Source organism: Bradyrhizobium sp., assembly GCF_049519115.1.
Lineage (GTDB): Bacteria > Pseudomonadota > Alphaproteobacteria > Rhizobiales > Xanthobacteraceae > Bradyrhizobium.
In genome coordinates, this window is sequence record NZ_JBEKRB010000031.1 from 43,611 (window position 1) to 63,586 (window position 19,976).

18 protein-coding genes and 1 pseudogene are annotated in these 19,976 nt (G+C 61.8%); 12 read left to right on the forward strand and 7 right to left on the reverse strand.

Annotation, left to right across the window (positions count from 1 at the left end; translation table 11 throughout):
• Nucleotides 1-21: 21 nt before the first annotated feature.
• The 4 genes from ABSE61_RS22030 to ABSE61_RS22045 all read left to right on the forward strand — a co-directional run bounded on the left by ABSE61_RS22030 (nucleotide 22) and on the right by ABSE61_RS22045 (nucleotide 5,409).
• Nucleotides 22-876 carry an IclR family transcriptional regulator gene (locus tag ABSE61_RS22030; RefSeq protein ID WP_423873255.1) on the forward strand — a complete coding sequence of 285 codons (855 nt, stop codon included), beginning with the start codon at nucleotides 22-24 and terminating at the stop codon, nucleotides 874-876.
• Nucleotides 877-1,045: 169 nt separating this feature from the next.
• On the forward strand, nucleotides 1,046-2,845 hold the full coding sequence (gene gcl, locus ABSE61_RS22035; protein WP_423873256.1) for a glyoxylate carboligase: 1,800 nt from the start codon (nucleotides 1,046-1,048) through the stop codon (nucleotides 2,843-2,845).
• Nucleotides 2,846-3,044: 199 nt separating this feature from the next.
• Complete coding sequence (locus ABSE61_RS22040; protein ID WP_423873257.1) at nucleotides 3,045-4,847, forward strand: adenine deaminase; 1,803 nt, start codon at nucleotides 3,045-3,047, stop codon at nucleotides 4,845-4,847.
• Nucleotides 4,848-5,016: 169 nt separating this feature from the next.
• Nucleotides 5,017-5,409: a DUF1236 domain-containing protein gene (locus ABSE61_RS22045; protein WP_423873258.1), complete on the forward strand. Its 393-nt coding sequence runs from the start codon at nucleotides 5,017-5,019 to the stop codon at nucleotides 5,407-5,409.
• A gap of 53 nt (nucleotides 5,410-5,462) precedes the next feature.
• Here ABSE61_RS22045 and ABSE61_RS22050 read toward each other — a convergent pair whose 3' ends face one another.
• Together ABSE61_RS22050 and ABSE61_RS22055 are read right to left on the reverse strand one after the other, a co-directional pair.
• Nucleotides 5,463-6,065, reverse strand: a complete 603-nt coding sequence (locus ABSE61_RS22050) for a thiamine pyrophosphate-dependent enzyme (protein WP_423873259.1) — start codon at nucleotides 6,063-6,065, stop codon at nucleotides 5,463-5,465.
• An 8-nt stretch (nucleotides 6,066-6,073) separates the two neighbouring features.
• Nucleotides 6,074-6,631: a thiamine pyrophosphate-binding protein gene (locus tag ABSE61_RS22055; RefSeq protein ID WP_423873260.1), complete on the reverse strand. Its 558-nt coding sequence runs from the start codon at nucleotides 6,629-6,631 to the stop codon at nucleotides 6,074-6,076.
• Between the two features lie 189 nt (nucleotides 6,632-6,820).
• On the opposite strand from ABSE61_RS22055, the gene ABSE61_RS22060 reads away from it, so the two are divergent.
• Both ABSE61_RS22060 and ABSE61_RS22065 read left to right on the forward strand, forming a co-directional pair.
• Nucleotides 6,821-7,816 (forward strand): Bug family tripartite tricarboxylate transporter substrate binding protein, encoded by a 996-nt coding sequence (locus ABSE61_RS22060; RefSeq protein ID WP_423873261.1) that lies wholly within the window; start codon nucleotides 6,821-6,823, stop codon nucleotides 7,814-7,816.
• Between the two features lie 28 nt (nucleotides 7,817-7,844).
• Entirely contained in the window at nucleotides 7,845-8,894 is a 1,050-nt protein-coding gene (locus tag ABSE61_RS22065; RefSeq protein WP_423873281.1) for a hydroxyacid dehydrogenase, read from the forward strand.
• Between the two features lie 175 nt (nucleotides 8,895-9,069).
• Here ABSE61_RS22065 and ABSE61_RS22070 read toward each other — a convergent pair whose 3' ends face one another.
• On the reverse strand, nucleotides 9,070-9,213 hold the full coding sequence (locus ABSE61_RS22070) for a hypothetical protein (protein ID WP_423873262.1): 144 nt from the start codon (nucleotides 9,211-9,213) through the stop codon (nucleotides 9,070-9,072).
• A 20-nt stretch (nucleotides 9,214-9,233) separates the two neighbouring features.
• Nucleotides 9,234-9,872, reverse strand: coding sequence for a GntR family transcriptional regulator (locus ABSE61_RS22075; protein WP_423873263.1), 639 nt, complete (start codon nucleotides 9,870-9,872; stop codon nucleotides 9,234-9,236).
• Between the two features lie 112 nt (nucleotides 9,873-9,984).
• Between ABSE61_RS22075 and bioB the strand changes: the two genes are divergently transcribed.
• From bioB to ABSE61_RS22105, 6 genes are all read left to right on the forward strand, one after another.
• Nucleotides 9,985-11,004, forward strand: coding sequence for a biotin synthase BioB (gene bioB, locus ABSE61_RS22080; RefSeq protein ID WP_423873264.1), 1,020 nt, complete (start codon nucleotides 9,985-9,987; stop codon nucleotides 11,002-11,004).
• Nucleotides 11,001-12,137 carry an 8-amino-7-oxononanoate synthase gene (locus ABSE61_RS22085; RefSeq protein ID WP_423873265.1) on the forward strand — a complete coding sequence of 379 codons (1,137 nt, stop codon included), beginning with the start codon at nucleotides 11,001-11,003 and terminating at the stop codon, nucleotides 12,135-12,137. The genes bioB and ABSE61_RS22085 overlap by 4 nt, the downstream gene beginning before the upstream one ends.
• A complete protein-coding gene (gene bioD / locus ABSE61_RS22090) occupies nucleotides 12,134-12,766 on the forward strand; it encodes a dethiobiotin synthase (RefSeq protein ID WP_423873266.1) in 633 nt (210 codons plus the stop codon). Before ABSE61_RS22085 ends, bioD begins: the two co-directional genes overlap by 4 nt.
• Nucleotides 12,766-14,013, forward strand: a complete 1,248-nt coding sequence (locus ABSE61_RS22095; protein ID WP_423873282.1) for an adenosylmethionine--8-amino-7-oxononanoate transaminase — start codon at nucleotides 12,766-12,768, stop codon at nucleotides 14,011-14,013. Before bioD ends, ABSE61_RS22095 begins: the two co-directional genes overlap by 1 nt.
• A 20-nt stretch (nucleotides 14,014-14,033) precedes the next feature.
• Complete coding sequence (locus ABSE61_RS22100; RefSeq protein WP_423873267.1) at nucleotides 14,034-15,338, forward strand: MFS transporter; 1,305 nt, start codon at nucleotides 14,034-14,036, stop codon at nucleotides 15,336-15,338.
• Nucleotides 15,339-15,550: 212 nt separating this feature from the next.
• On the forward strand, nucleotides 15,551-17,230 hold the full coding sequence (locus ABSE61_RS22105) for a methyl-accepting chemotaxis protein (protein ID WP_423873268.1): 1,680 nt from the start codon (nucleotides 15,551-15,553) through the stop codon (nucleotides 17,228-17,230).
• Nucleotides 17,231-17,252: 22 nt separating this feature from the next.
• Here the strand turns inward: ABSE61_RS22105 and ABSE61_RS22110 are convergent.
• The 3 genes and pseudogenes from ABSE61_RS22110 to ABSE61_RS22120 form a co-directional block, all read right to left on the reverse strand.
• A pseudogene (locus tag ABSE61_RS22110) lies at nucleotides 17,253-18,241 on the reverse strand (NrtA/SsuA/CpmA family ABC transporter substrate-binding protein).
• Nucleotides 18,242-18,266: 25 nt separating this feature from the next.
• Entirely contained in the window at nucleotides 18,267-19,010 is a 744-nt protein-coding gene (locus ABSE61_RS22115; RefSeq protein ID WP_423873269.1) for an ABC transporter ATP-binding protein, read from the reverse strand.
• Complete coding sequence (locus ABSE61_RS22120) at nucleotides 19,007-19,864, reverse strand: ABC transporter permease subunit (RefSeq protein ID WP_423873270.1); 858 nt, start codon at nucleotides 19,862-19,864, stop codon at nucleotides 19,007-19,009. Before ABSE61_RS22120 ends, ABSE61_RS22115 begins: the two co-directional genes overlap by 4 nt.
• Between the last annotated feature and the right edge of the window lie 112 nt (nucleotides 19,865-19,976).

Here is a 19,976-nt window from a genome sequence, read left to right on the forward strand (position 1 = left end):
CTCTCCGTGGAGCAGGTTGCGGTGAAGACAAACGTGATCCGGCGCAAATCGCTTGAGTCCAAATCCGCTGGCCAGGCCGAGCCCGAGGCCCGCGATGGCGGGGTTCAATCGGTCGATCGCGCGCTCTCGATCATCGAGACGCTGGCCGAAGACGACGAGGGCTATCGTCTCAGCGACCTTGCCGTGCGCACGGGATTGTCGACCTCAACCGTTCATCGCCTGCTGGCGACGCTGGAAAAGCGCCGCTTCGTTCATTTCGACCGTACCGAATCGAAATGGCATGTCGGCGCGCAGAGTTTTGCCGTCGGCGCGACATTCGCCCGTCGCCGCAATTTTGCGGCACAAGCGATGCCGTATTTACGCAAATTACGCGATCAGACGCGGGAAACGGCGAACCTCGCGGTGGTCGATGATGAATCCATCATTGTGCTGGCCCGGATCGAAAGCCGTGAGATCATGCGCTCGCTCACGAAGGTCGGCGGCCGCGTCGCGATGGTGGCGTCCGGCGTCGGCAAGGCCGTGCTGGCCATTTACCCTGACGACGACGTCAACGCCATCATCTGCCGGCAGGGCATGCCAAGGCTGACGGAAAAGTCGGTGGTGCGGCCAGGCGAACTGTTCCGGGAACTTGAGACGATCCGGCGGCGGGGTTACGCCGTCGACGACGAGGAAGCGCGCATGGGGCTGCGTTGTGTCGCCGCCGTTGTTTATAACGATTGCAGCGAGCCCTTGGCGGCGATTTCCGTCTCCGGCAGGACCAGCCGGATCACCGATGAGCGATTGCCGGTGCTCGGCTGCATCGTGCGGGCGGTTGCGACCGAACTGACGCTCGTGCTCGGTGGCGTGATGCCGCCGATTGCCGAAGCGGTAGGTTAGACGCGCTTTCGCTGAGCGCCGTTTCCATTTTTTCTTGCGACTAATGGCTTGAGCAAACGTGGAAAATCCACGTTGTGCCACGTCGCGGGAAATAAATTCGTCTCCGTTGAGATGGCGCGCCGTGCGGTCCGATGATCCCCAAAGTAAAATCATCGGACCGGAGTGGGAAATGGCAAAGATGCGTGCAATCGATGCGGCCGTGCAAATTCTGGAAAGGGAAGGCGTGGTTTGTGCCTTCGGGGTGCCCGGCGCTGCGATCAATCCGCTGTACTCGGCGCTGAAGAAGCGCGGGTCGATCGCCCACGTTCTCGCGCGCCACGTTGAGGGCGCCTCACACATGGCCGAGGGTTACACGCGCGCCAAAGCCGGCAATATCGGCGTCTGCATCGGCACCTCGGGGCCGGCCGGAACCGACATGATCACCGGGCTTTATTCGGCGATCGCCGATTCGATTCCGATTCTGTGCATCACCGGCCAGGCGCCGCGGGCGCGGCTCTACAAGGAGGATTTTCAGGCGGTCGACATCGAGTCGATTGCGCGGCCGGTGACGAAATGGGCCGTGACCGTGCGCGAGCCTGCGCTGGTTCCGCGTGTCTTTAGCCAGGCGTTCCATATCATGCGATCCGGCCGTCCCGGCCCGGTGCTGATCGATCTGCCGCTCGACGTACAGGTTGCGGAAATTGAATTCGATGCTGAAACCTACGAACCGCTGCCGGTCTACAAGCCTGCCGCCACGCGCAAGCAAATCGAGAAGGCGCTCGAGATGCTGAATGCCGCGGATCGGCCGCTGATCGTCGCGGGCGGCGGTATCATCAACGCCGATGCGTCCGACCTGCTGGTGCAGTTCGCCGAGATCGTCAACGTGCCGGTGGTGCCGACGTTGATGGGCTGGGGCGCTATCCCCGACGATCACGTGCTGATGGCAGGACAGGTCGGCTTGCAAACCAGCCATCGCTACGGCAACGCTACCATGCTGGAATCCGATTTTGTGCTCGGCATCGGCAACCGCTGGGCCAACCGGCACACCGGCTCGATCGAAACCTACACCAAAGGCCGCACCTTTGTGCATGTCGATATCGAGCCCACGCAAATTGGACGTGTCTTCAATCCCGACCTCGGCATTGTCTCCGATGCAAAAGCCGCGCTCGAGCTGTTCGTGACGGTCGCGAAGGAATGGCGTGCCAGCGGAAAATTGAAAGAACGTCAATCGTGGCCGGCAGCCTGCCAGGACCGCAAGCGTTCGATGCTGCGGAAGAGCCACTTCGATAACGTGCCGATCAAGCCGCAGCGCGTCTACGAGGAGATGACAAAAGCGTTCGGCCGCGATACCTGCTACGTCAGCGTCATCGGACTTTCGCAAATCGCCGCTGCGCAATTCCTCGGTGTTTACCGGCCGCGCAACTGGATCAATGCCGGGCAGGCCGGGCCGCTAGGCTGGACGCTGCCGGCGGCGCTGGGCGTACGTGCTGCCGATCGGACCCGCGAGATCGTTGCGCTCTCGGGCGACTATGATTTTCAATTCCTGATCGAGGAACTCGCGGTCGGCGCCCAATTCAAATTGCCTTACATTCATGTCGTCGTGAACAACTCGTATCTGGGGTTGATCCGCCAGGCCCAGCGCGGATTCGACATGGACTATCAAGTTCAGTTGTCGTTCGAGAACATCAACGCGCCGGAACTCGGCGTCTATGGTGTCGATCACGTTGCGGTCGCCCGAGGCCTGGGCTGCAACGCGATCCGCGTCACCGATCCCAGGGATGCCCAGCAGGCGTTTGCGACCGCGCGCGAGTTGATGAAGGAATATCAAGTGCCGGTCGTGGTCGAATTCATCCTTGAACGCGTCACCGACATCGCCATGGGCACGGAGATCGACAACATCGTCGAGTTCGAGGAGGTTCTCGACTTGCCGCTGGACGACGAGCCTGCGAGCGTGATCGCAGAACAGGCTGACCTGCTCCTTCCGGTGTAGCGAAAGAGGCCGAGCCCGGGCGAAAAGGGGGATGTAGCGAGAACAGGGCTTCTCCTCAGGCAAAACCCGGACAGGGCCCGATTCCTGCCCAATGGGTGTGCAGATTTGCCGTCTAATTTGAGCTTGCTCCTGCCTCGTCAGGGAGCAACCATCTCTGCCAGAAACCACAGCACAGCTGCGAGAAAGCCCGAGAAAACCAATGACCCAATTGACCCGTTTTGCGGTTGCGCCGTTACACACGATGACGCGTCGTCTTGCCGATGTTGCCGCGGGCCGCGCGGCGCCCGATCTCGTCATCACGGATGCGCGGGTGCTTTCCACCTATTCCGAGCGCATCCTTGGCGGGCGCGAGGTCTGGCTCACCGGTGGCCGCGTCGCGGCCGTGAAGCCGTCGGGGGCCCACAAGAAGCTCACAAGCGACATTGCTGTCTATAACGCGGCCGGCGGCATCATCGCGCCGGGCCTTGTCGATCCGCATATCCACATCGAGTCCTCGATGGTGACGGCATGCGCCTATGCGGAAGCGGCGCTGCTCAACGGTACCACCACGATCTTCTGCGACAGCCACGAGATCGGCAACGTCATGGATGTCGCCGGCGTCGAGGCGATGCTGGAGGACGCGCGGCAGGCGCCGCTCTCGATTTTTCTCACGGTGCCCTCGACGGTGCCGGCCACCTCAGCGGCGCTGGAAACCGCGGGCGGCGACCTGACGGCGGACAAGATCGCAGGCCTGTTCGACCGCTGGCCGGAGGCGGTTGCGCTCGGCGAGAAGATGGATTTTGTGCCCGTCACCATGGGCGATGAGCGCAGCCACGCCATTCTTGCCGCATCGTTGAAGCGCGGCCGACCGGTGTCGGGCCATATCTATGGTCGTGAATTCGTCGCGGCCTATGCCGCAAGTGGCGTCACCGATACCCATGAGGCGATCGATCGCGATATCGCCGATGACCTGCTTGATGCCGGCGTCTGGCTGTTCCTGCGCGGCGGACCGCCGACCACGCCATGGCACAGCCTGCCGCAGGCGATCCGCACCGTCACCGAACTCGGCGCTTCGCACAAGCGCACAGCCGTATGCACCGACGACCGCGACGCCGACGATCTGTTTCTGTTCGGCCTGGACTGGGTGGTGCGCGAGGCGGTGAAGGCAGGGATGTCGCCGGAGCAGGCGTGGTCGATGGGTTCGCTGCATGGCGCGACCCGCTTCGGCATGGACGGCGAGATTGGCGGGCTCGGCGGCGGCCGACGTGCCGACCTCGTTTTGATGGATGACAAGTTGAAGCCGCACTGCACCTGGTATGGCGGCGAACTCGTCGTCGAGCACGGCAAGATCACGCCGCGTCTCGACCAGGCGTTGTCGCAACGCTATCAGTATCCGAAAGCCGCTTATGTTACGGTGAAGCTGCCCGCCCACGTCAAGCTCACGCCCGAGCTTCCGGCCAAGGCCTGCACGGTCAACGCGATCAAGACGGCGCTGCCCGGGATTACCTTGATTCACGAAAAGATCAGAATCGAACCCGCCAGGGACTGGCCGAGCCTATTCGAACGCTATGGTCTTTGTTACGTGACCGTGGTCGAGCGTCACGGCAAATCGAATGGCAATGTCGCCTACGGGCTATTAAAGGATTTTGGCCTCAAGCGCGGCGCGGTTGCCTCCAGCGTCGGACACGACAGCCACAACATCATCATCGCTGGAACCAACGAAGCCGACATGCAGGTCGCGCTCGCCGCGATCAAGGACATCCAGGGCGGCGTTTGCGTCGTCGCCGACGGCAAGGTGAGGGCGCTGGTGCCGCTGCCGATCGCAGGCCTGCTGTCGGACAAGCGGATCACGGAAGTCGCTGAAGAAGTCAGGCAGCTCAAGATCGAATGGGCGGAAGCCGGCTGCACCATTCCTTACATGGGATTCAACCTGATCCCGCTGTCGGTAATTCCGGAAATCCGCATCACCGACAAGGGACTCGTACTGGTCCCGCAGATGGAACTCGCGCCGCTGTTTGAGTAGCGCGAACGGCGCATTGTTCCGCCGGAACATGCGCGACGGTAGACAATTTTTTCGGCCGATTTCTTTGCATCACGCCGATCCATGGTTGAACCCGTGTTCCCGCGGAACAACTCCTGCTGCCAATGGTTGGGCGCCTTGGATGTGAACCTTGGACATGAAGGAGGATGTGATGAAGAGCAGGCTTATGTTTCCGCTGATTGCTGTCTCGTTGCTGGCGTCGGGCAGTGCGTTCGCGCAATCGACGACTGCGACGGGCGCGGTGAATGGCGCCAGAACCGGCGGCGCGGTCGCTGGTCCCGTCGGCGAGATCGTCGGCGGCACGGTCGGGGCCGCAGCTGGCGCCGCCGTCGAAATTCCGAATGCGGTGATCACCTCGGTGGAGGGCGTGCGGGAGCCGTCTTATGTGACGATCGAGGAACCGGTCGTGGTGGGCGAGCCGTTGCCGGCATCCGTCGAGGTAAGGCCGGTGCCCGGTTACACCGACTATCGCTATGCAGTGGTGAACAACCAGCGACTGATCGTCGACCCGCACACGCGCCGGGTGATCAGAGTCATCAATTAAGACTTGATTGGTCGATTTTGCCAATGTGAGCGGTCTGGCCGCTCACATTGCAGTCACATCGGCTCGCGGACGCCGACGCCAAGCATGAAGCGTTCCCGGATCTGCACGGGGTCGCGGCGGGTGGCACCGGTTCCCGGCTTGTCGTCGATCCGCACGCCAATCAGCATCGGCTCGGAAGCCGTCAGCGATTGATCGATCAGCCGTTCGAAATCCTCTTCGTCAGCCGCCCAGGTGCTGTTGGTGAGACCGCAGCCGATCGCAACCGCGATCAGGTCGGTCGAAGCGGCTGCCGGCGTCGGTTGCGAGCCGGTGATTTGATAAATGCCGTTGTCCATCACGATCATGCAGAGGTTTTTAGGCTTCAAGGTTGCGATCGTCGATAGACACCCCAGTTGCATCAACAGCGAGCCGTCGCCTTCCAGCGCAAACACGCGGCGTTTGGGTTGCGCCAGCGCCACGCCGAGCGCAATCGGAAACGCCAGCCCCATGCTGCCGAGCATATAAAAGTTCTGCGGGCGGTGACCGGCGGCCCACAGATCGAAATTGGTATTGCCGATGCCGCCGATGACGGCCTCTTCCTTCTTCAGCTTCGCGACCAGGCGCGAGGTGAGATCGAAACGGTTCATCACCTTCGTATTTCGTGCGGGAATGCTCATAAATTCGCTCACTTGTCGAATACTTTGCCGCCGGTCAGTAACGGCGACAAAATCAGCGCCACCGGCGCTTGCGTCGTGATCGCCTGCTTGATCGATCGGTCGACGATGAACTCGAATTCATCGAGCCTCGTTGCGGTGTGATGTTCCATGGCGAGCGAATCGAGCATGGGCCGCATGGTGCGGCACACCAGCGATTGCCCATAGTTGAATTCGCCAAGCGTTCCGCGCTCGGACACGAACATGATCAGCGGAATCTGGTAGGGGACGGCGAGCGAGGCCAGCACATTGGCGAGCGTCGCAAAGCCGGAGGTTTGCATCAGCACGGCGCCGCGCATGCCGGCCATCCAGGCGCCGGAAACAATCCCAACGGCTTCTTCCTCGCGCGCGGTCGGGAACGCCGTAAAGAACGGGTCGGCGTGAATTTCCTTGATCAGCCGCGTCAGCACGCGGTCCGGCACATAGGGCACCAGGCGGATGTCGTTACGCTTGAGGGTTTGCAGGACGATTTCGTACCAGGCCTTTTCGCCAAGGCCGGTCGGAGACATCTGCCCGTCCGCAGCCACCATTGAAGTTTCCTCCGTCTCCGCAATCTCGCGGCGGTCCCCTTGTTTGAGGCGCCGAAACTTGACGCGAACGGCGGGATTGTCAACATGTGCCTGCCGTGCAGTGACCTGCGCATGGCGCTGAGGCGGTCGTAACAAAGGCATGGCATACAAAGGCTTGCCATAAGACAAGAAAATCGGGAGGTGAGGTTCTTGGACAGCTCGTTCTGGAGCAATCTGTTCTTGAGCCGGTGGTCGCGGCGGGTTGTCTGCGCCGCCGCTATTTTTGTATCCGCCGCGGCATGGGCCGAGGCGCCGTTTCCTTCCAGACCTGTCCATATTTTCGTGCCTTATGCGGCCGGCGGCGGCGTGGACATTCTTGCGCGTACCCTGGGGGAGGCGGTCTCCCGCCAATGGGGACAGTCGGTCGTGGTCGAGAACCGGCCCGGCGCCGGTGGCGTGGTGGCCTCACAGGTCCTCGTGACGTCCGCGCCCGACGGTTACACATTGATGGTCGTGGCCAGCGGGCATGCCACCAATCCATTCCTCTATCCGAAGCTTCCCTACGACACGTTCAAGGATTTCACCCCGATTTCGATATTGGCTTCTTCACCCAATATCCTCCTGGTGCGCGCCGATTCCCCGTTCAAGTCGCTCGCCGATGTCATTGCCCAGGCCAAGGCAAAGCCGGGAAGCCTTTCCTTCGGCCAATCCGGCAACGGCACCTCGACACATCTCGCCGGCGAATTGCTCAAGAAACTTGCCGGCATCGACATGAGCGCGATTTCCTACAAAGGCGGCGCGCCGGCGATCAACGATCTGTTGGGCGGGCAGATTCCAATGTCCTTCAACAATGCGCCGGAAGCGCTTGGACAACTCGAAGCCCGCACGCTGCGCGCGCTCGCGGTGACCACCACCAAGCGGTCGCCGTTTCTGCCCGATGTGCCCGCGATGTCCGAGACCGTGCCCGGTTACGACACTGAAGTGTGGTGGGCTCTGTTGGGGCCCGCACGCATGCCGGCCGATCTCGTTACGAAAATCTCGCGTGATTTTGTCGCTGCGCTAAACACCGAGCCGGTGAAGGAACGGCTGGCCAAGTTCGGCGCCTCGCCGATCGGCGGTTCTTCCAAAGAACTCGATGCCAAGATTCACGCCGACTACGAGAAGTGGGGGACGATCATCAAATCCGCCGGAATCACGGCCGAATAGTTGAATACTCCGAACTGAAAGTAAAATGATGTCCGTCAACAACAAGCGTGTCTTCTACGTCAAATATCTCCCCAACCAGATCTACGTCGATATCCTCAAGGCGCGTCCGGACGTGCGGCTCGACCGGCTCGAGAATGAAAGTCCCGACGAAGTCTCAGCACCCATTCTCTCCGCCGCGCATGCCTATCAGATCGGTGCTGCGCGCGACGAACTGGCGAAGCATTTCCACGTCGATGCGGATTTGCTGCAGCGGGCGCCGAACCTCTTGATCGTCTCCAGCAACGGCGCGGGCTACGATCCCGTCGACGTCGAGGCCTGCACCGCGGCCGGCGTGATTGTGGTCAATCAGTCCGGTGGCAATGCGCAATCGGTCGCCGAACATGCGCTCGCCATGCTGATCACGCTGTCGAAGCGCATCATTCAGGCCGATCGCGTGCTCCGCCGCGAGGCCAATATCAACCGCAACGCGCTGATGGGCGCGGAAGTGCAGGGCAAGACGATCGGCATCGTCGGCCTCGGCAATGTCGGCCGCCGCATCGCCGCGCTCTGCAAGGGCCTGCTCAACATGAATGTGCTCGCCTACGATCCTTATCTGTCGGCAACCGAAATGGCCGAGCGCGGTGGCGAAAAGGTTGCGCTGGAGGATTTGCTGCGCCGCTCGGATTTCGTTTCGATCTCGTGCCCGCTGACCAAGGACAACACGGGCATGATCGGCGCGCGCGAATTCGCACTGATGCAGCCGCATGCGTATTTCATCACCACCGCGCGCGGCTTCATCCATGACGAGGTGGCGCTGGAGCAGGCGCTGCGCGACAAGCGTATCGCCGGTGCAGGGCTCGACGTCTGGGCCAAGGAGCCGCCGCCGCCGGATCATCCGCTGTTGCAGTTCGACAATGTACTGGCGAGCCCGCACACGGCCGGCGTGACCAAGGAGGCGCGGGAGAATATGGCGCGGATTGCCGCCGAGCAGATGCTCGACGCGCTGGACGGCAAGCGGCCGCCGCGTCTCATTAACCCCGAAGTCTGGCCGGCTTACGTCAAACGCTTCGAGCGTACCTTCGGATTTGCGCCGGGGTAGGCGGCATCTGGCCCGGATCGGGGTCCGACGGGCCATAGAAGATTTCGTTCTTCTTTGATCACCGAACGGCAATAAATCTACTGCGTCGTGGGGTTCGGGCGACAACCACATTGCTATTTTTGCAGCGGTCTCGACTAGCCTGCTGCGGGAACCCATACCTTCCGAGAAGCGCCTTTCATTTCCAGGGCGCCAGGAACGAAGTGATGGCCCGCTTGAATTCACTGTTGCGCTCTACCCAATCGAGGATCGGACGGCGCTTGGCTGAAATCGTTGCGATCGCAGCGGCGAGCCTGCCGGCGGTCGGCGCCTGACGGCGCATCCCCTGATTAATCATCTCGTCTAAGTGGCCGGGGCGGTCAGCCGTTCGATGGTCTGGATGTGTCGGGCGAGCAGGCTGCAAGCCTGTTCAATGTCGCGTGCCCGCAACGCCCCGAGAATGAGGCGATGGTCCTGATTGGACCGCGGCCGCCAGCCTGAACTGTGCCCCATCGCAAACACCAAGCGTGAATTGGCGCGCTGCAATCCGTCAAGGCTCGCGAGTAACCGTGGCATTGCGCACGGCATCACGAGCGCTTGGTGAAATGCACGGTTGGCGGCTTCAAACTCCTGCAGCGTTTCGGCATTGTCGCCTTCGATCAAAGCGAGTTCGATCCTGGCGAGATGAGCCGGCGTCAGCCGAGGTGCGGCGTGGCGCAGCGCGACCACTTCGAGCGCGGCGCGCATTTCCGAGATTTCTCTGACCGAGCCGGCATCGAGCGGCGCGACCCGTACGCCGCGCCGGGGAAGGGCGATCACCAGATGCTGGGCTTCGAGTTGACGAAAAGCTTCTCGAACCGGGACATGGCTTGAATTGAATTCGCGCGCGACGTGGTCCTGCCGGAGCGGCATGTCCGGCTTGAGCGCGCCTGCGATGATCCGTTCCGCAATGGCCTCGGTGATCCGCGCGGCAACGGTAGAGTTCTCGTCGGCTTCGCTCATAGATTATCTATCGTAAAATCGAATGCAGGAACCCCGAACCTAGGCTAACCTCGGTCTAACAGCAATATCATAGATAAAAATTGACTTTATCTATAAAATGGGGATTTAAACCATGGCCGACGGGTTGGTTGAAACGCGGAATGACGGCCAAGGTACTGAACAAAGCATCGGGCCCATCCGGCACGACTGGCGGCGGCCCGAAGCGGAGGCGCTTTATAATCTTCCCTTCGCGGACCTGATGTTCCGCGCACAAAGCATCCATCGCACTCATTTCGATCCCAACCAGATCGAGACCGCGAGCCTGCTCAGCATCAAGACCGGCGGCTGCCCGGAAGACTGCGGTTATTGTTCGCAGAGTGCGCATTACGACACCGGACTGAAGGCGACCAAGCTGATGGCGCAGGCGGATGTGGTTGCGACCGCCAGGCGTGCACGCGACGCGGGCGCAAGCCGTTTCTGCATGGCGGCGGCCTGGCGCAATCCGAAGGACCGCGATCTTGACCAGGTCTGCGGCATGGTGAGTGCGGTCAAGGAACTCGGCATGGAAACCTGCGCGACGCTCGGCATGCTGACGCCGCCGCAGGCTGCGCGGCTTCGCGATGCCGGGCTCGACTTCTACAACCACAATGTCGATACCTCGCCCGAATTCTACGACAACATCATCACCACCCGCACCTTGCAGGACCGCATCGATACGCTGGCGTACGTGCGCGAGGCCGGCATCAAGGTCTGCTGCGGCGGCATCATCGGCATGGGCGAGGAATTGGACGACCGGCTTGGCATGCTGGTGCTGCTTTCTAATTTGCCAAGCCATCCCGAAAGCGTTCCGATCAACCTGTGGAATGAAGTCAAGGGCGTGCCGGTCAACGACACCGCCGAGCGGCCGGACGCCATTGCGCTGGCGCGGCTGGTCGCGGTCGCCCGCATCATGATGCCGAAGAGCGTGGTGCGTCTCTCGGCGGGACGGCAATACATGACCGACGAGCTACAGGCGCTCTGCTTTCTGGCAGGCGCCAATTCGATCTTCATCGGCGATGTGCTTCTGACGACGAAAAATCCGCAAGCCGCGCGCGATGCCGACCTGCTCGACCGACTCGGCATATCGTCCCGTCTCAACCAGGCGCGGGCGTGAACAAGGCGTTACACTACGCCACTGCCTTGAACGCGTTGAGGGATGACGACCGGCTGCGGAGCCTCACACCGCGCGCCGGCATCGACTTTTCCTCGAACGATTATCTGGCGCTGGCCGGCTGCCAGCGGATGCGCAAGGCGATCGCCGCCGCGGTGGAAGCGGGAACTCCGATCGGCGCCGGCGGTTCGCGACTGCTGCGCGGCAATTGCGCCGAGCACGAAAGCCTTGAGGCCGAGGCTGCGCGATTTTTCGGCGCGGAAGCCGCGGTCTTTTTCGCCAGCGGCTACATTGCCAACTTCGCCGTCTTGACGACGTTGCCCCAGCGGGGCGATCTGCTGGTGCTCGATGCGCTCGTCCATGCCAGCATTCATGAGGGCGCGCGTGCCGGCCGCGCGGAGTTTCGGCTCAGCGCGCACAACGATGCCGGCTCGATCGAAGACGTGATCCGCACCTGGCGGTCAGAAGGCGGCACGGGGCGGATCTGGATTGTCGCCGAAAGCCTCTACAGCATGGACGGCGATTTTGCGCCGCTTGAATCGCTTGTCGCGATCGCCGACCGGCATGATGCGTTCCTGATGGTGGACGAGGCCCATGCCACCGGCGTCTTCGGTCCAGGCGGACGCGGACTAACCGCAGCCTACGAGGGGCGTGAGAATCTCATCGCGATCCACACCTGCGGCAAGGCGCTGGGCGCGGCCGGCGCGCTGGTCACGACGACAAGACTATTACGCGATTTCATCGTCAATCGCTGCCGTCCGTTCATTTTCTCCACCGCGCCGTCTCCGCTAATGGCCGTCGCTGTGCAAGAGGCACTGTCGATCCTGCGCGATGAGCCGGAGCGCCAGCAACGACTGGCGAGTTTGATCGACTTCGCGCACCGCGAAATCGGTGCAAGAGATGGCTGGCGGCTTTCGGGCTCGCAAATCATGCCGTTCATGGTCGGCGACAATGCGCGCGCAATGGCGTTGGCGGCGGCGCTACAGGCGAGCGGTTTCGACATCAGGGGAATACGGCCGCCGACGGTGCCGGCAGGCACCGCGCGCTTGCGCATTTCCCTGACGAATAATGTGGACCGGCGCGACGTGCGTGCCATGCTCGATGCGCTGGAAGAAACGGCGGGTGAGGGGCGATGAGCCGGCGGATCGTGGTGACCGGTACCGACACCGAGATCGGCAAGACCGTGTTTGCCGCTGCTCTCGCCGATCTGCTGGGTGCCTGCTACTGGAAGCCGATCCAGTCCGGCCTTGACGGCGAGACCGATTCCGAAGTTGTTGCGCGATTGGGGGGCTTGTCCTCCGATCGGATTTTGCCCGAGCGCTATCGCCTGAAGACGCCAGTCTCGCCGCACCAGTCGGCCGCGATCGACGGTGTCAGCATTGACGCAAAGGAGTTTGTGGTGCCCGATTCCAATGGACGCCCACTGGTGATCGAGGGCGCCGGCGGGTTGATGGTGCCGCTCGACCAAACCACGCTTTTTATCGACGTGTTCGCGCGCTGGCGTATTCCGGTCGTGCTGTGCGCCCGGACGTCGCTTGGCACCATCAACCACTCGCTGCTCTCGGTCGAAGCCTTGCGCCGCCGCGATATTGATGTGCTGGGCATCGCTTTCATCGGCGACAGCCATCCGGAAAGCGAACGCGCCATTTGCGAGCTTGGTCGCGTCAAGCGGCTCGGACGGCTGCCCCGGCTTTCGCTGTTGAATCAAAGTACGTTGCGCGAGGCGTTCGCCGCCGCGTTCAAGCCTGGCGATTTCGGTCCGTGATGCCCAGGAAAACGTCGCCGATCTGGCATCCGTTCACGCAGCACGCGCTTCAGCCCGACATGGTCAAGATCGCGCGCGGCGAGGGCGCTTATCTGTTTGCCGCCGACGGCCGCCGCATCATCGATGCGATTTCTTCGTGGTGGGTGGTCACGCACGGCCATTGCCATCCGCCCATCGTGCGCGCGATTCAGAAGCAAGCCGAACAACTCAACCAGATCATCTTCGCCGGCCATACCCACGAGCCGGCGGAACAGGTCGCCTCCGCAATGCTGAAACTCGCGCCGCGCGGTCTCGACTACGTGTTCTTTTCGGACAGTGGCTCGACCAGTGTCGAAGTGGCGCTGAAGATGGCGCTCGGCTACTGGCACAATATTGGGGAAGCCCGCTCTCGCCTCGCCGTGATGCAGCATTCCTATCACGGCGACACCATCGGGGCGATGTCGGTCGGCGCCCGCGGCGTATTCAACGCGGCGTATGGCCCGCTATTGTTCGACGTCACTACGGTGCCGTTTCCTCATCCAGGGCAGGAGCAGGCGACGCTCGATGCGTTGGAGGCTGCCTGCCGTGATAAGCCTGCCGCGTTCATCGTCGAGCCGCTGATTCTGGGGGCCGGCGGGATGCTGATGTACCCGGCCTGGGTGCTCAAGGAGATGCAGCGGATTTGCGAAGCATCCGGCGTCTGGTTCATCGCCGATGAAGTCATGACGGGCTGGGGCCGCACCGGCACTTTATTTGCCTGCGAGCAGGCGGACGTGGTGCCGGATATTGCCTGTTACTCAAAGGGCCTGACCGGCGGCGCATTGCCGCTCGCCGTGACGCTGTGCAGAGCTGAGATTTTCGACGCGCATTTCTCGCACGACCGCAGCCGCACGTTCTTTCATTCAAGTTCCTATACGGCAAACCCAATCGCCTGCGCGGCGGCCAAGGCCAACCTCGATCTATGGGGCGATCCGGCTGTCAGGGAACGCGTCGCGGCGGTTGCAGCGATGCAAGAAAATGCGCTCACGCCATTTCGGGCCGATGGGCGCTTCAAAAATGTCCGCCGGACCGGCACGATCACCGCGCTTGAACTCGATGCGCGCGACAGCGGTTACCTCGCCGGCATCGGTCCAAAACTCCTCGATTTCTTCGGACGCCGGAATCTGCTGCTGCGCCCGCTCGGCAACACGATGTACGTGATGCCGCCTTATTGCGTCACCCAGGCCGATATCGACGAGATCTATGCGGCGATTGCGGAGGCCGCTTAGCGGTTGGCGTGGAGAAGCATGTGCAACAACAATCGGAAAGTCCGGCGATTGCAGAGAACGTCGAGCACCGTCTCTACCGGAAGGTCGTCTATCGGATCATCCCGTTTATCTTCGTCTGCTATGTTCTGAACTACATCGACCGCGTCAATGTCAGTTTTGCCAAACTGCAATTCCAGGGCGATCTGCACCTGAGCGATGCCAGCTATGGGCTAGGCGTCGGCCTGTTCTATGTCGGCTATATCCTGTTCGAGGTGCCGAGCAATCTGGTTTTGCAGAAGGTCGGCGCGCGCAAGACCATCACTAGGATCATGTGCCTGTGGGGTCTGGCCTCGATGGCGATGGCTTTCGTATCGAGCCCGCTGCAGTTTTATCTTGCCCGCATCCTGCTCGGCGCGGCCGAAGCCGGCTTTTTTCCCGGTGTCATTCTTTATCTCACGCTCTGGTTCCCTAATCGCATGCGCGGACGGATCATGTCGTTGTTCGTTCTTGCCATTGCGGTATCCGGGATGGTCGGCGGCCCGACGTCCGGCTTGATCATGCAGCATCTGGAGGGTTTTCTCGGCTTCAGGAATTGGCAGTGGCTGTTTTTGATCGAGGGAGTGTTGCCGGTGTTGATGGGGATTGCGGCGCTCTTCGTGCTCAACGATCGTCCGCGCGATGCCAAATGGCTGTCCGAGCGCGAGAAGGATTTGCTTGTCGCCAATTTATCGGTCGAAGGACGGATCGACAGCCGTTCCGGCCTTCAGGCCTTTCTGTATGCACTTCGCAAGCCGATGCTATGGATCGCTACATTCGGCTACTTCTCCGTGACATGGGCGGGAATGGTTCTTAATTTCTGGGCGCCCACCATCATCCAGCGCGCGGGCGTGACTAACTTCTTGCACATCGGTCTGTTGTCCGCGGTGCCCTACGCGGTCGGTGCAGCCGGCATGCTCGTGCTTTGTTATTCTTCCGATCGCTGGCTTGAGCGGCGCTGGCATTTCTTTGCCGCGGTCGCCTCCGCCGGCTGCGCGGCCATCGCCATCGCCCATGCCGCGGGGGATTCGACGCTTTCGATCGCGTGTCTGGCGGTGCTGGCGGTCGGATACCTGTCCGCAATCGCCTTGTTCTGGACCATCCCGACCGGCTTTTTGTCCGAAGCGGAGTCCGCCGGCTGCATTGCTTTCATCAGCAGTGCAGGTCAGATCGGAAGCCTGATCGCGCCCGTGCTCTTCGGGTATGTTTCCGAGCGGACGGGAAACCTCACCTTGGGCGCTTGCCTTGTCGCCCTTGTGCTTTTTTCCGGCGGCTGCGCGGTCTTGAGCCTGAAGACATCAGCGAAATGAGACGAGCGGCCTTGCGATCGGGACGCACCATGCGCGCATAGGTTGCCAATCGTCCGGCTGTGAGCGTCATTTCAACCAGAAGTAAACAGCCGCGTTCAGGGATTTGTAACCCCATTAGGAGCTGTTTCATTAATTTCGACTAACCATGATCGGCAACATGGCCGTTTCTGTCCGGTTTCGTCCCAAGGCGTTTTTCAGCAACCAGGTGCTCAATGCTCGGCAACCTCCGCATTTCGTACAAGCTTTTGATGATCGTTGGCCTTTCCGTTCTGGGCATCGCCGCGGTGGCTGGATTGGGCCTGTCGGCGTTGTGGGCCAATCTGATGGAGGATCGCAGAGCCAAGCTTCAGGACATCGTCACGCTAGCGCGCGAGACGCTGGACTATAACAACCAGGTTTCCCGCCAGGCCGGTCTTTCGGAGGCCGATACCGTGGAGCGGGCCAAGGCGCTGCTGCGTACGATGCGCTTCGGCAAAGACGACTACGTCTACGCCATCAGCATGCAGGGGGTCGCTGTCTCGAACCCGAATCCCAAGGTCGAGGGCAAGAATCTGATAGAAGTGGCCGACTCCGACGGCATCTTCTTCGTGCGCCAGCAAATCGAACTCGCCCCCAAAGGCGGCGGCTTCACGACTTTCCGCTTTCCGCGCGCGTCCGGTGGCGATCCGCTGCCGAAGCTAACTTATTCCGTTGAATACAAACCCTACGGCTGGGTCGTTGGCGCGGGCATTTATCTCGACGACGTCAGCGCTATCTTCTGGGCCCAGGCTCGCAGCATGGCCATGATGGTTGTTCTCGCGCTGCTCGTGGTTGGCGGGCTGTTTTTCCTCGTCGGACGCAGCATCGTTACTCCGATCAACGCGATGACGATGGCGATGCGCAAGATATCTGGGGGCGATACGTCAACTTCCATCCCCGCGCTCGAGCGTGGCGATGAAGTCGGCGCCATGGCGCAGTCGGTGAAGGTCTTCAAGGACAACATGATCGAGGCTACGCGATTGCGTGGCGAGCAGGATGTCTTGAAGGCGCAAGCCGACACCGAACGAAAATCGCTTCTGGTCCGGATGGCCGATGAATTCGAACGCGGCGTTCGGGCCTCACTGGACAGTCTTTCAAGCGCCGCGTCCAACATGCAGGCGACCTCCAAGAGCATGTCCTCGACGGCCAGCGAAGCCAGCCATCAGGCGACGTCTGTGGCAGCCGTCGCCGAGCAGGCCTCGGCCAATGTGCAGACCGTTGCCGCCGCGACCGAAGAACTATCCTCCTCCGTCTCGGAAATCGGCCGGCAGGTCACCCAATCGACGGAAATCGCGGGCCAAGCGGTCGCCGAAGCCAACCGCACCAACGTCACCGTGCAGGGATTGTCGGCCGCGGCGCAGAAGATCGGCGACGTCGTCAAGCTGATCAGCGATATCGCCAGCCAGACCAATCTTTTGGCGCTCAACGCCACCATCGAGGCGGCGCGCGCGGGCGAAGCGGGCAGGGGCTTTGCCGTTGTTGCCAACGAAGTCAAATCGCTGGCGAGCCAGACTGCAAAAGCGACCGACGAAATATCGGCCCAGGTCGGCGCCATGCAGGGAGCGACAACGGAGGCGGTGCAGGCGATCGAGGGCATCGGCCGCACGATCGGCGCGATCAACGATATTACGTCGGCCATCTCGCTTGCGGTCGAGCAACAGGGCTCGGCTACTCAAGAGATCGCCCGCAATGTGCAGGAAGCAGCGCTCGGAACGGGCCAGGTCTCCAGCAACATCGCAGCCGTCAACCATGCGGCCGAGAAAACGGGATCGGCCTCGAATGAGGTGCTGGCTTCGGCCGATCAGTTGAGCAAGCAGGCAGTAAACTTGCGCGCCGACGTCGACAAGTTCCTCGGCAATATCCGCGCGGCCTAGCGCCCTTTGCCTGAAGGCGGTTTTAGAGTTGGGCGAGGTGGTCGGTGACCTTGATCGGCTCCGGCAGGACCTTGCGCGCGGTTAGCCAATCGGCCGCCCGCTGCAATTCCGACAGGAATTTTTCGTCGTTGACCGGGAAGTAGCGATACTGCCGCTTCAACGCGATGAACTGGTCGCGGACCTCGTCGCTGTATTCGCCCGCCTTCTGCGCGATGTATTCGGCATCTTTGGTGTTCTCGGAAACCCACGCACCTTCGGTGCGGAAGGCATCGTTGACCGCGCGCACCAGCGCCGGATTGTCCGTCGCGAATTTGCGGGTGGTCAGATAGGATGTGTAGTCGATCTGGAATTCGAGATCGCGCCCCTCGAGGAAGAGGTGTCATGCGCCTTGTATTCCAGCCGTGCGATATCAACGCCGGGGCTCCACATCGACCAAGCATCGACCTTTCCCGCTGCGAGCGCGGGTGCGGCATCGGGCGGGTTGAGGTAGACGAATTTCACCGCCGAGCGGTCGATCTTGTGTTTCTCCAGCGCGGCCACCAGCAGGAACTCGCCGAGCCCCGAGCGGTTCACCGCAACGGATTTGCCGACGAGGTCCTCGATCTTGTTGATGCCGGAATCATCCCTGGCGATGATCGCGGTGGTGCGCGGCGCGTAGACGACGAATTGGGTGAAAACCAGCGGTGAACCAGCAATGCGTGCCGCCAGCGCCGGCGTCGTGCTGCCGCCGAAACTGAAATCGGCGCTGCCGCCAACGACGGCCTGCATGGTCGGCGCGTGGTTCGGGAACGGGCCGAGCCATTCGACCTTGATGCCATCCCCGGCGAGCCGTTTCTCGAATTCACCGCGCTCCTTGGCGACGAGATTGAGGCCGCTGAGGCCCCAGGTCAGTCGCACGCGGTCGGTGGTGCGGCCATTGGCCGAGCGAGCGCTTTCCATGCCCGCGAGGGCGCCGAGACCGAACGCCGCCGCACCGAGAAAACGGCGCCGGGATGACAAGAAGTCGGACATCAGGCGGGTCCTCATACCTTTGAATCTAGGCAGCGACGTTGGAAACGACGCCAAGTTCGGCCAATAGATCGCGGCGAGAGATCGAAGCCGGACCGGCGGCCTTGGTTCCGGTAGCACGGGTGCGATGCTCGAATGCGATCGCGCCATGACGCATCACCAGGATACGGTCAGCGAGTGCGATGGCCTCGTCGACGTCATGCGTTACCAGCAAGACGCCCGGCTGGTGTTTGGCGACCAGCTCACGGACGAGATCATGCATGCGGATGCGCGTCAGCGCATCGAGCGCCGCGAAGGGCTCGTCCAGCAGCAAAAGTTCGGGCTCCTGCACCAGGGCCCGCGCCAGCGCGACACGCTGGGCCTGTCCGCCGGACAGATTGCGCGGCCAGTCGTCAAGATGATCGCCCAGTCCAACTTCGGCGAGCGCGGAGGCAGCCCGCGCATACGGATCAGGTGCGGCGAGCCCCAGCGAGACATTGCGCCAAAGCGTATCCCATGGCAGCAGGCGAGGTTCCTGAAACACCACAGCCGGCCGCCGTGGCGCGTTGATGCGCCCGCCTTCGATTGGATCGAGACCGGCGAGCGCCCGCAACAGCGTGGTCTTGCCGCAGCCGCTTTCCCCAAGCAAGGCGACGAATTCGCCGCGTTCGATCCGCAAATTGAGATTACGGATGATGACGCGATCACCATAGGCACGGCGGAGGTTGTTCACCACCACAGGCGGCGGATCGATCGCCGGAGAAGAAGGCAGCGCCGAAACTTGGTGAATCATCGTGACCCTCCATAGTTCGGATGCCAGGCCAGGAGCCGCCTTTCGAGAAGACGGGCGATGGCATCGGCAGCCACGCCGATCAAAGCATAGATCGCGATGGTGAGGACGATGACGTCGGTGCGAAGGAATTCCCGTGCATCCATGGCGAGAAATCCAATGCCGGACTCCGCGCCGATGGTTTCGGCGACGACCAGCGCCAGCCACGCCGTCGCCAGCGCATAGCGAATGCCGGTGAGGATCGAAGGCAGGGCGCCCGGAAGCACGATGCGCCGGATCAGTTCGAACGGGCCAAGCTCCTGGATGCGCCCGAGCTCGATCAGCTTGGGATCGACCTGCCTTATTCCTAAGGTAGTGTTGATGTAGATCGGAAAGGTCACGCCAAGCGCGACCAGAAATATCTTCTCGGCCTCGCCGACGCCGAGCCAGACGATCACCAGCGGAAGAAGGGCAAGGAAGGGGATGGCGCGGACCATCTGAACGCTGCGGTCGATGGCCGCCTCTGCGATCCGGGAAAACCCGACGAGAACGCCGAGCCCAAAGCCAACACTGCCGCCAAGCGCAAAGCCGGTTGCAGCCCGCAACAGGCTTGTTCGGAGATCGCCCAACAGGCTGCCTGTGGTCGCCAGCCTGATCGCGGTGTTTAGGACCTTGCTCGGGGCAGGCAGAGGCGAAACCCAGCCGGCCTTTGCCGCGATTTCCCAGATGATGACCAGCGCGACCGGCGCCAGCCAGGAAAGCAACATCAAGCCGCGCTTGCCAATGACCGGAGCCAATTCGCGGTGAGGAGAGGACGGATCGACAATCCCGGCGCGATCGAGCTCGGACGCCGATGCGGTTTGCTCGAGGTTGCTCAAGATGGAATGGTCCTTTGCCGTCACCGGTGATGAATATTCAGCAAAACGCCTAAGCCACCTCTCGTGAGGACCGAGAATTTGCTTTCGCTGTTTCTATCCCAAGTTTGGCGGT

Bases quoted from the DNA above. Each gene is read 5' to 3' on its own strand.
- ABSE61_RS22075 (WP_423873263.1), bottom strand. From the start codon at position 9,872: ATGAGCGAAGCCGACGAGAACTCTACCGTTGCCGCGCGGATCACCGAG.
- ABSE61_RS22065 (WP_423873281.1), top strand. From the start codon at position 7,845: ATGTCCGTCAACAACAAGCGTGTCTTCTACGTCAAATATCTCCCCAAC.
- ABSE61_RS22095 (WP_423873282.1), top strand. From the start codon at position 12,766: ATGCCCAGGAAAACGTCGCCGATCTGGCATCCGTTCACGCAGCACGCG.
- ABSE61_RS22105 (WP_423873268.1), top strand. From the start codon at position 15,551: ATGCTCGGCAACCTCCGCATTTCGTACAAGCTTTTGATGATCGTTGGC.
- ABSE61_RS22045 (WP_423873258.1), top strand. From the start codon at position 5,017: ATGAAGAGCAGGCTTATGTTTCCGCTGATTGCTGTCTCGTTGCTGGCG.
- ABSE61_RS22055 (WP_423873260.1), bottom strand. From the start codon at position 6,631: ATGGTGGCTGCGGACGGGCAGATGTCTCCGACCGGCCTTGGCGAAAAG.
- bioB (WP_423873264.1), top strand. From the start codon at position 9,985: ATGGCCGACGGGTTGGTTGAAACGCGGAATGACGGCCAAGGTACTGAA.
- ABSE61_RS22070 (WP_423873262.1), bottom strand. From the start codon at position 9,213: ATGCGCCGTCAGGCGCCGACCGCCGGCAGGCTCGCCGCTGCGATCGCA.
- ABSE61_RS22040 (WP_423873257.1), top strand. From the start codon at position 3,045: ATGACCCAATTGACCCGTTTTGCGGTTGCGCCGTTACACACGATGACG.
- ABSE61_RS22050 (WP_423873259.1), bottom strand. From the start codon at position 6,065: ATGAGCATTCCCGCACGAAATACGAAGGTGATGAACCGTTTCGATCTC.
- gcl (WP_423873256.1), top strand. From the start codon at position 1,046: ATGGCAAAGATGCGTGCAATCGATGCGGCCGTGCAAATTCTGGAAAGG.
- ABSE61_RS22115 (WP_423873269.1), bottom strand. From the start codon at position 19,010: ATGATTCACCAAGTTTCGGCGCTGCCTTCTTCTCCGGCGATCGATCCG.
- bioD (WP_423873266.1), top strand. From the start codon at position 12,134: ATGAGCCGGCGGATCGTGGTGACCGGTACCGACACCGAGATCGGCAAG.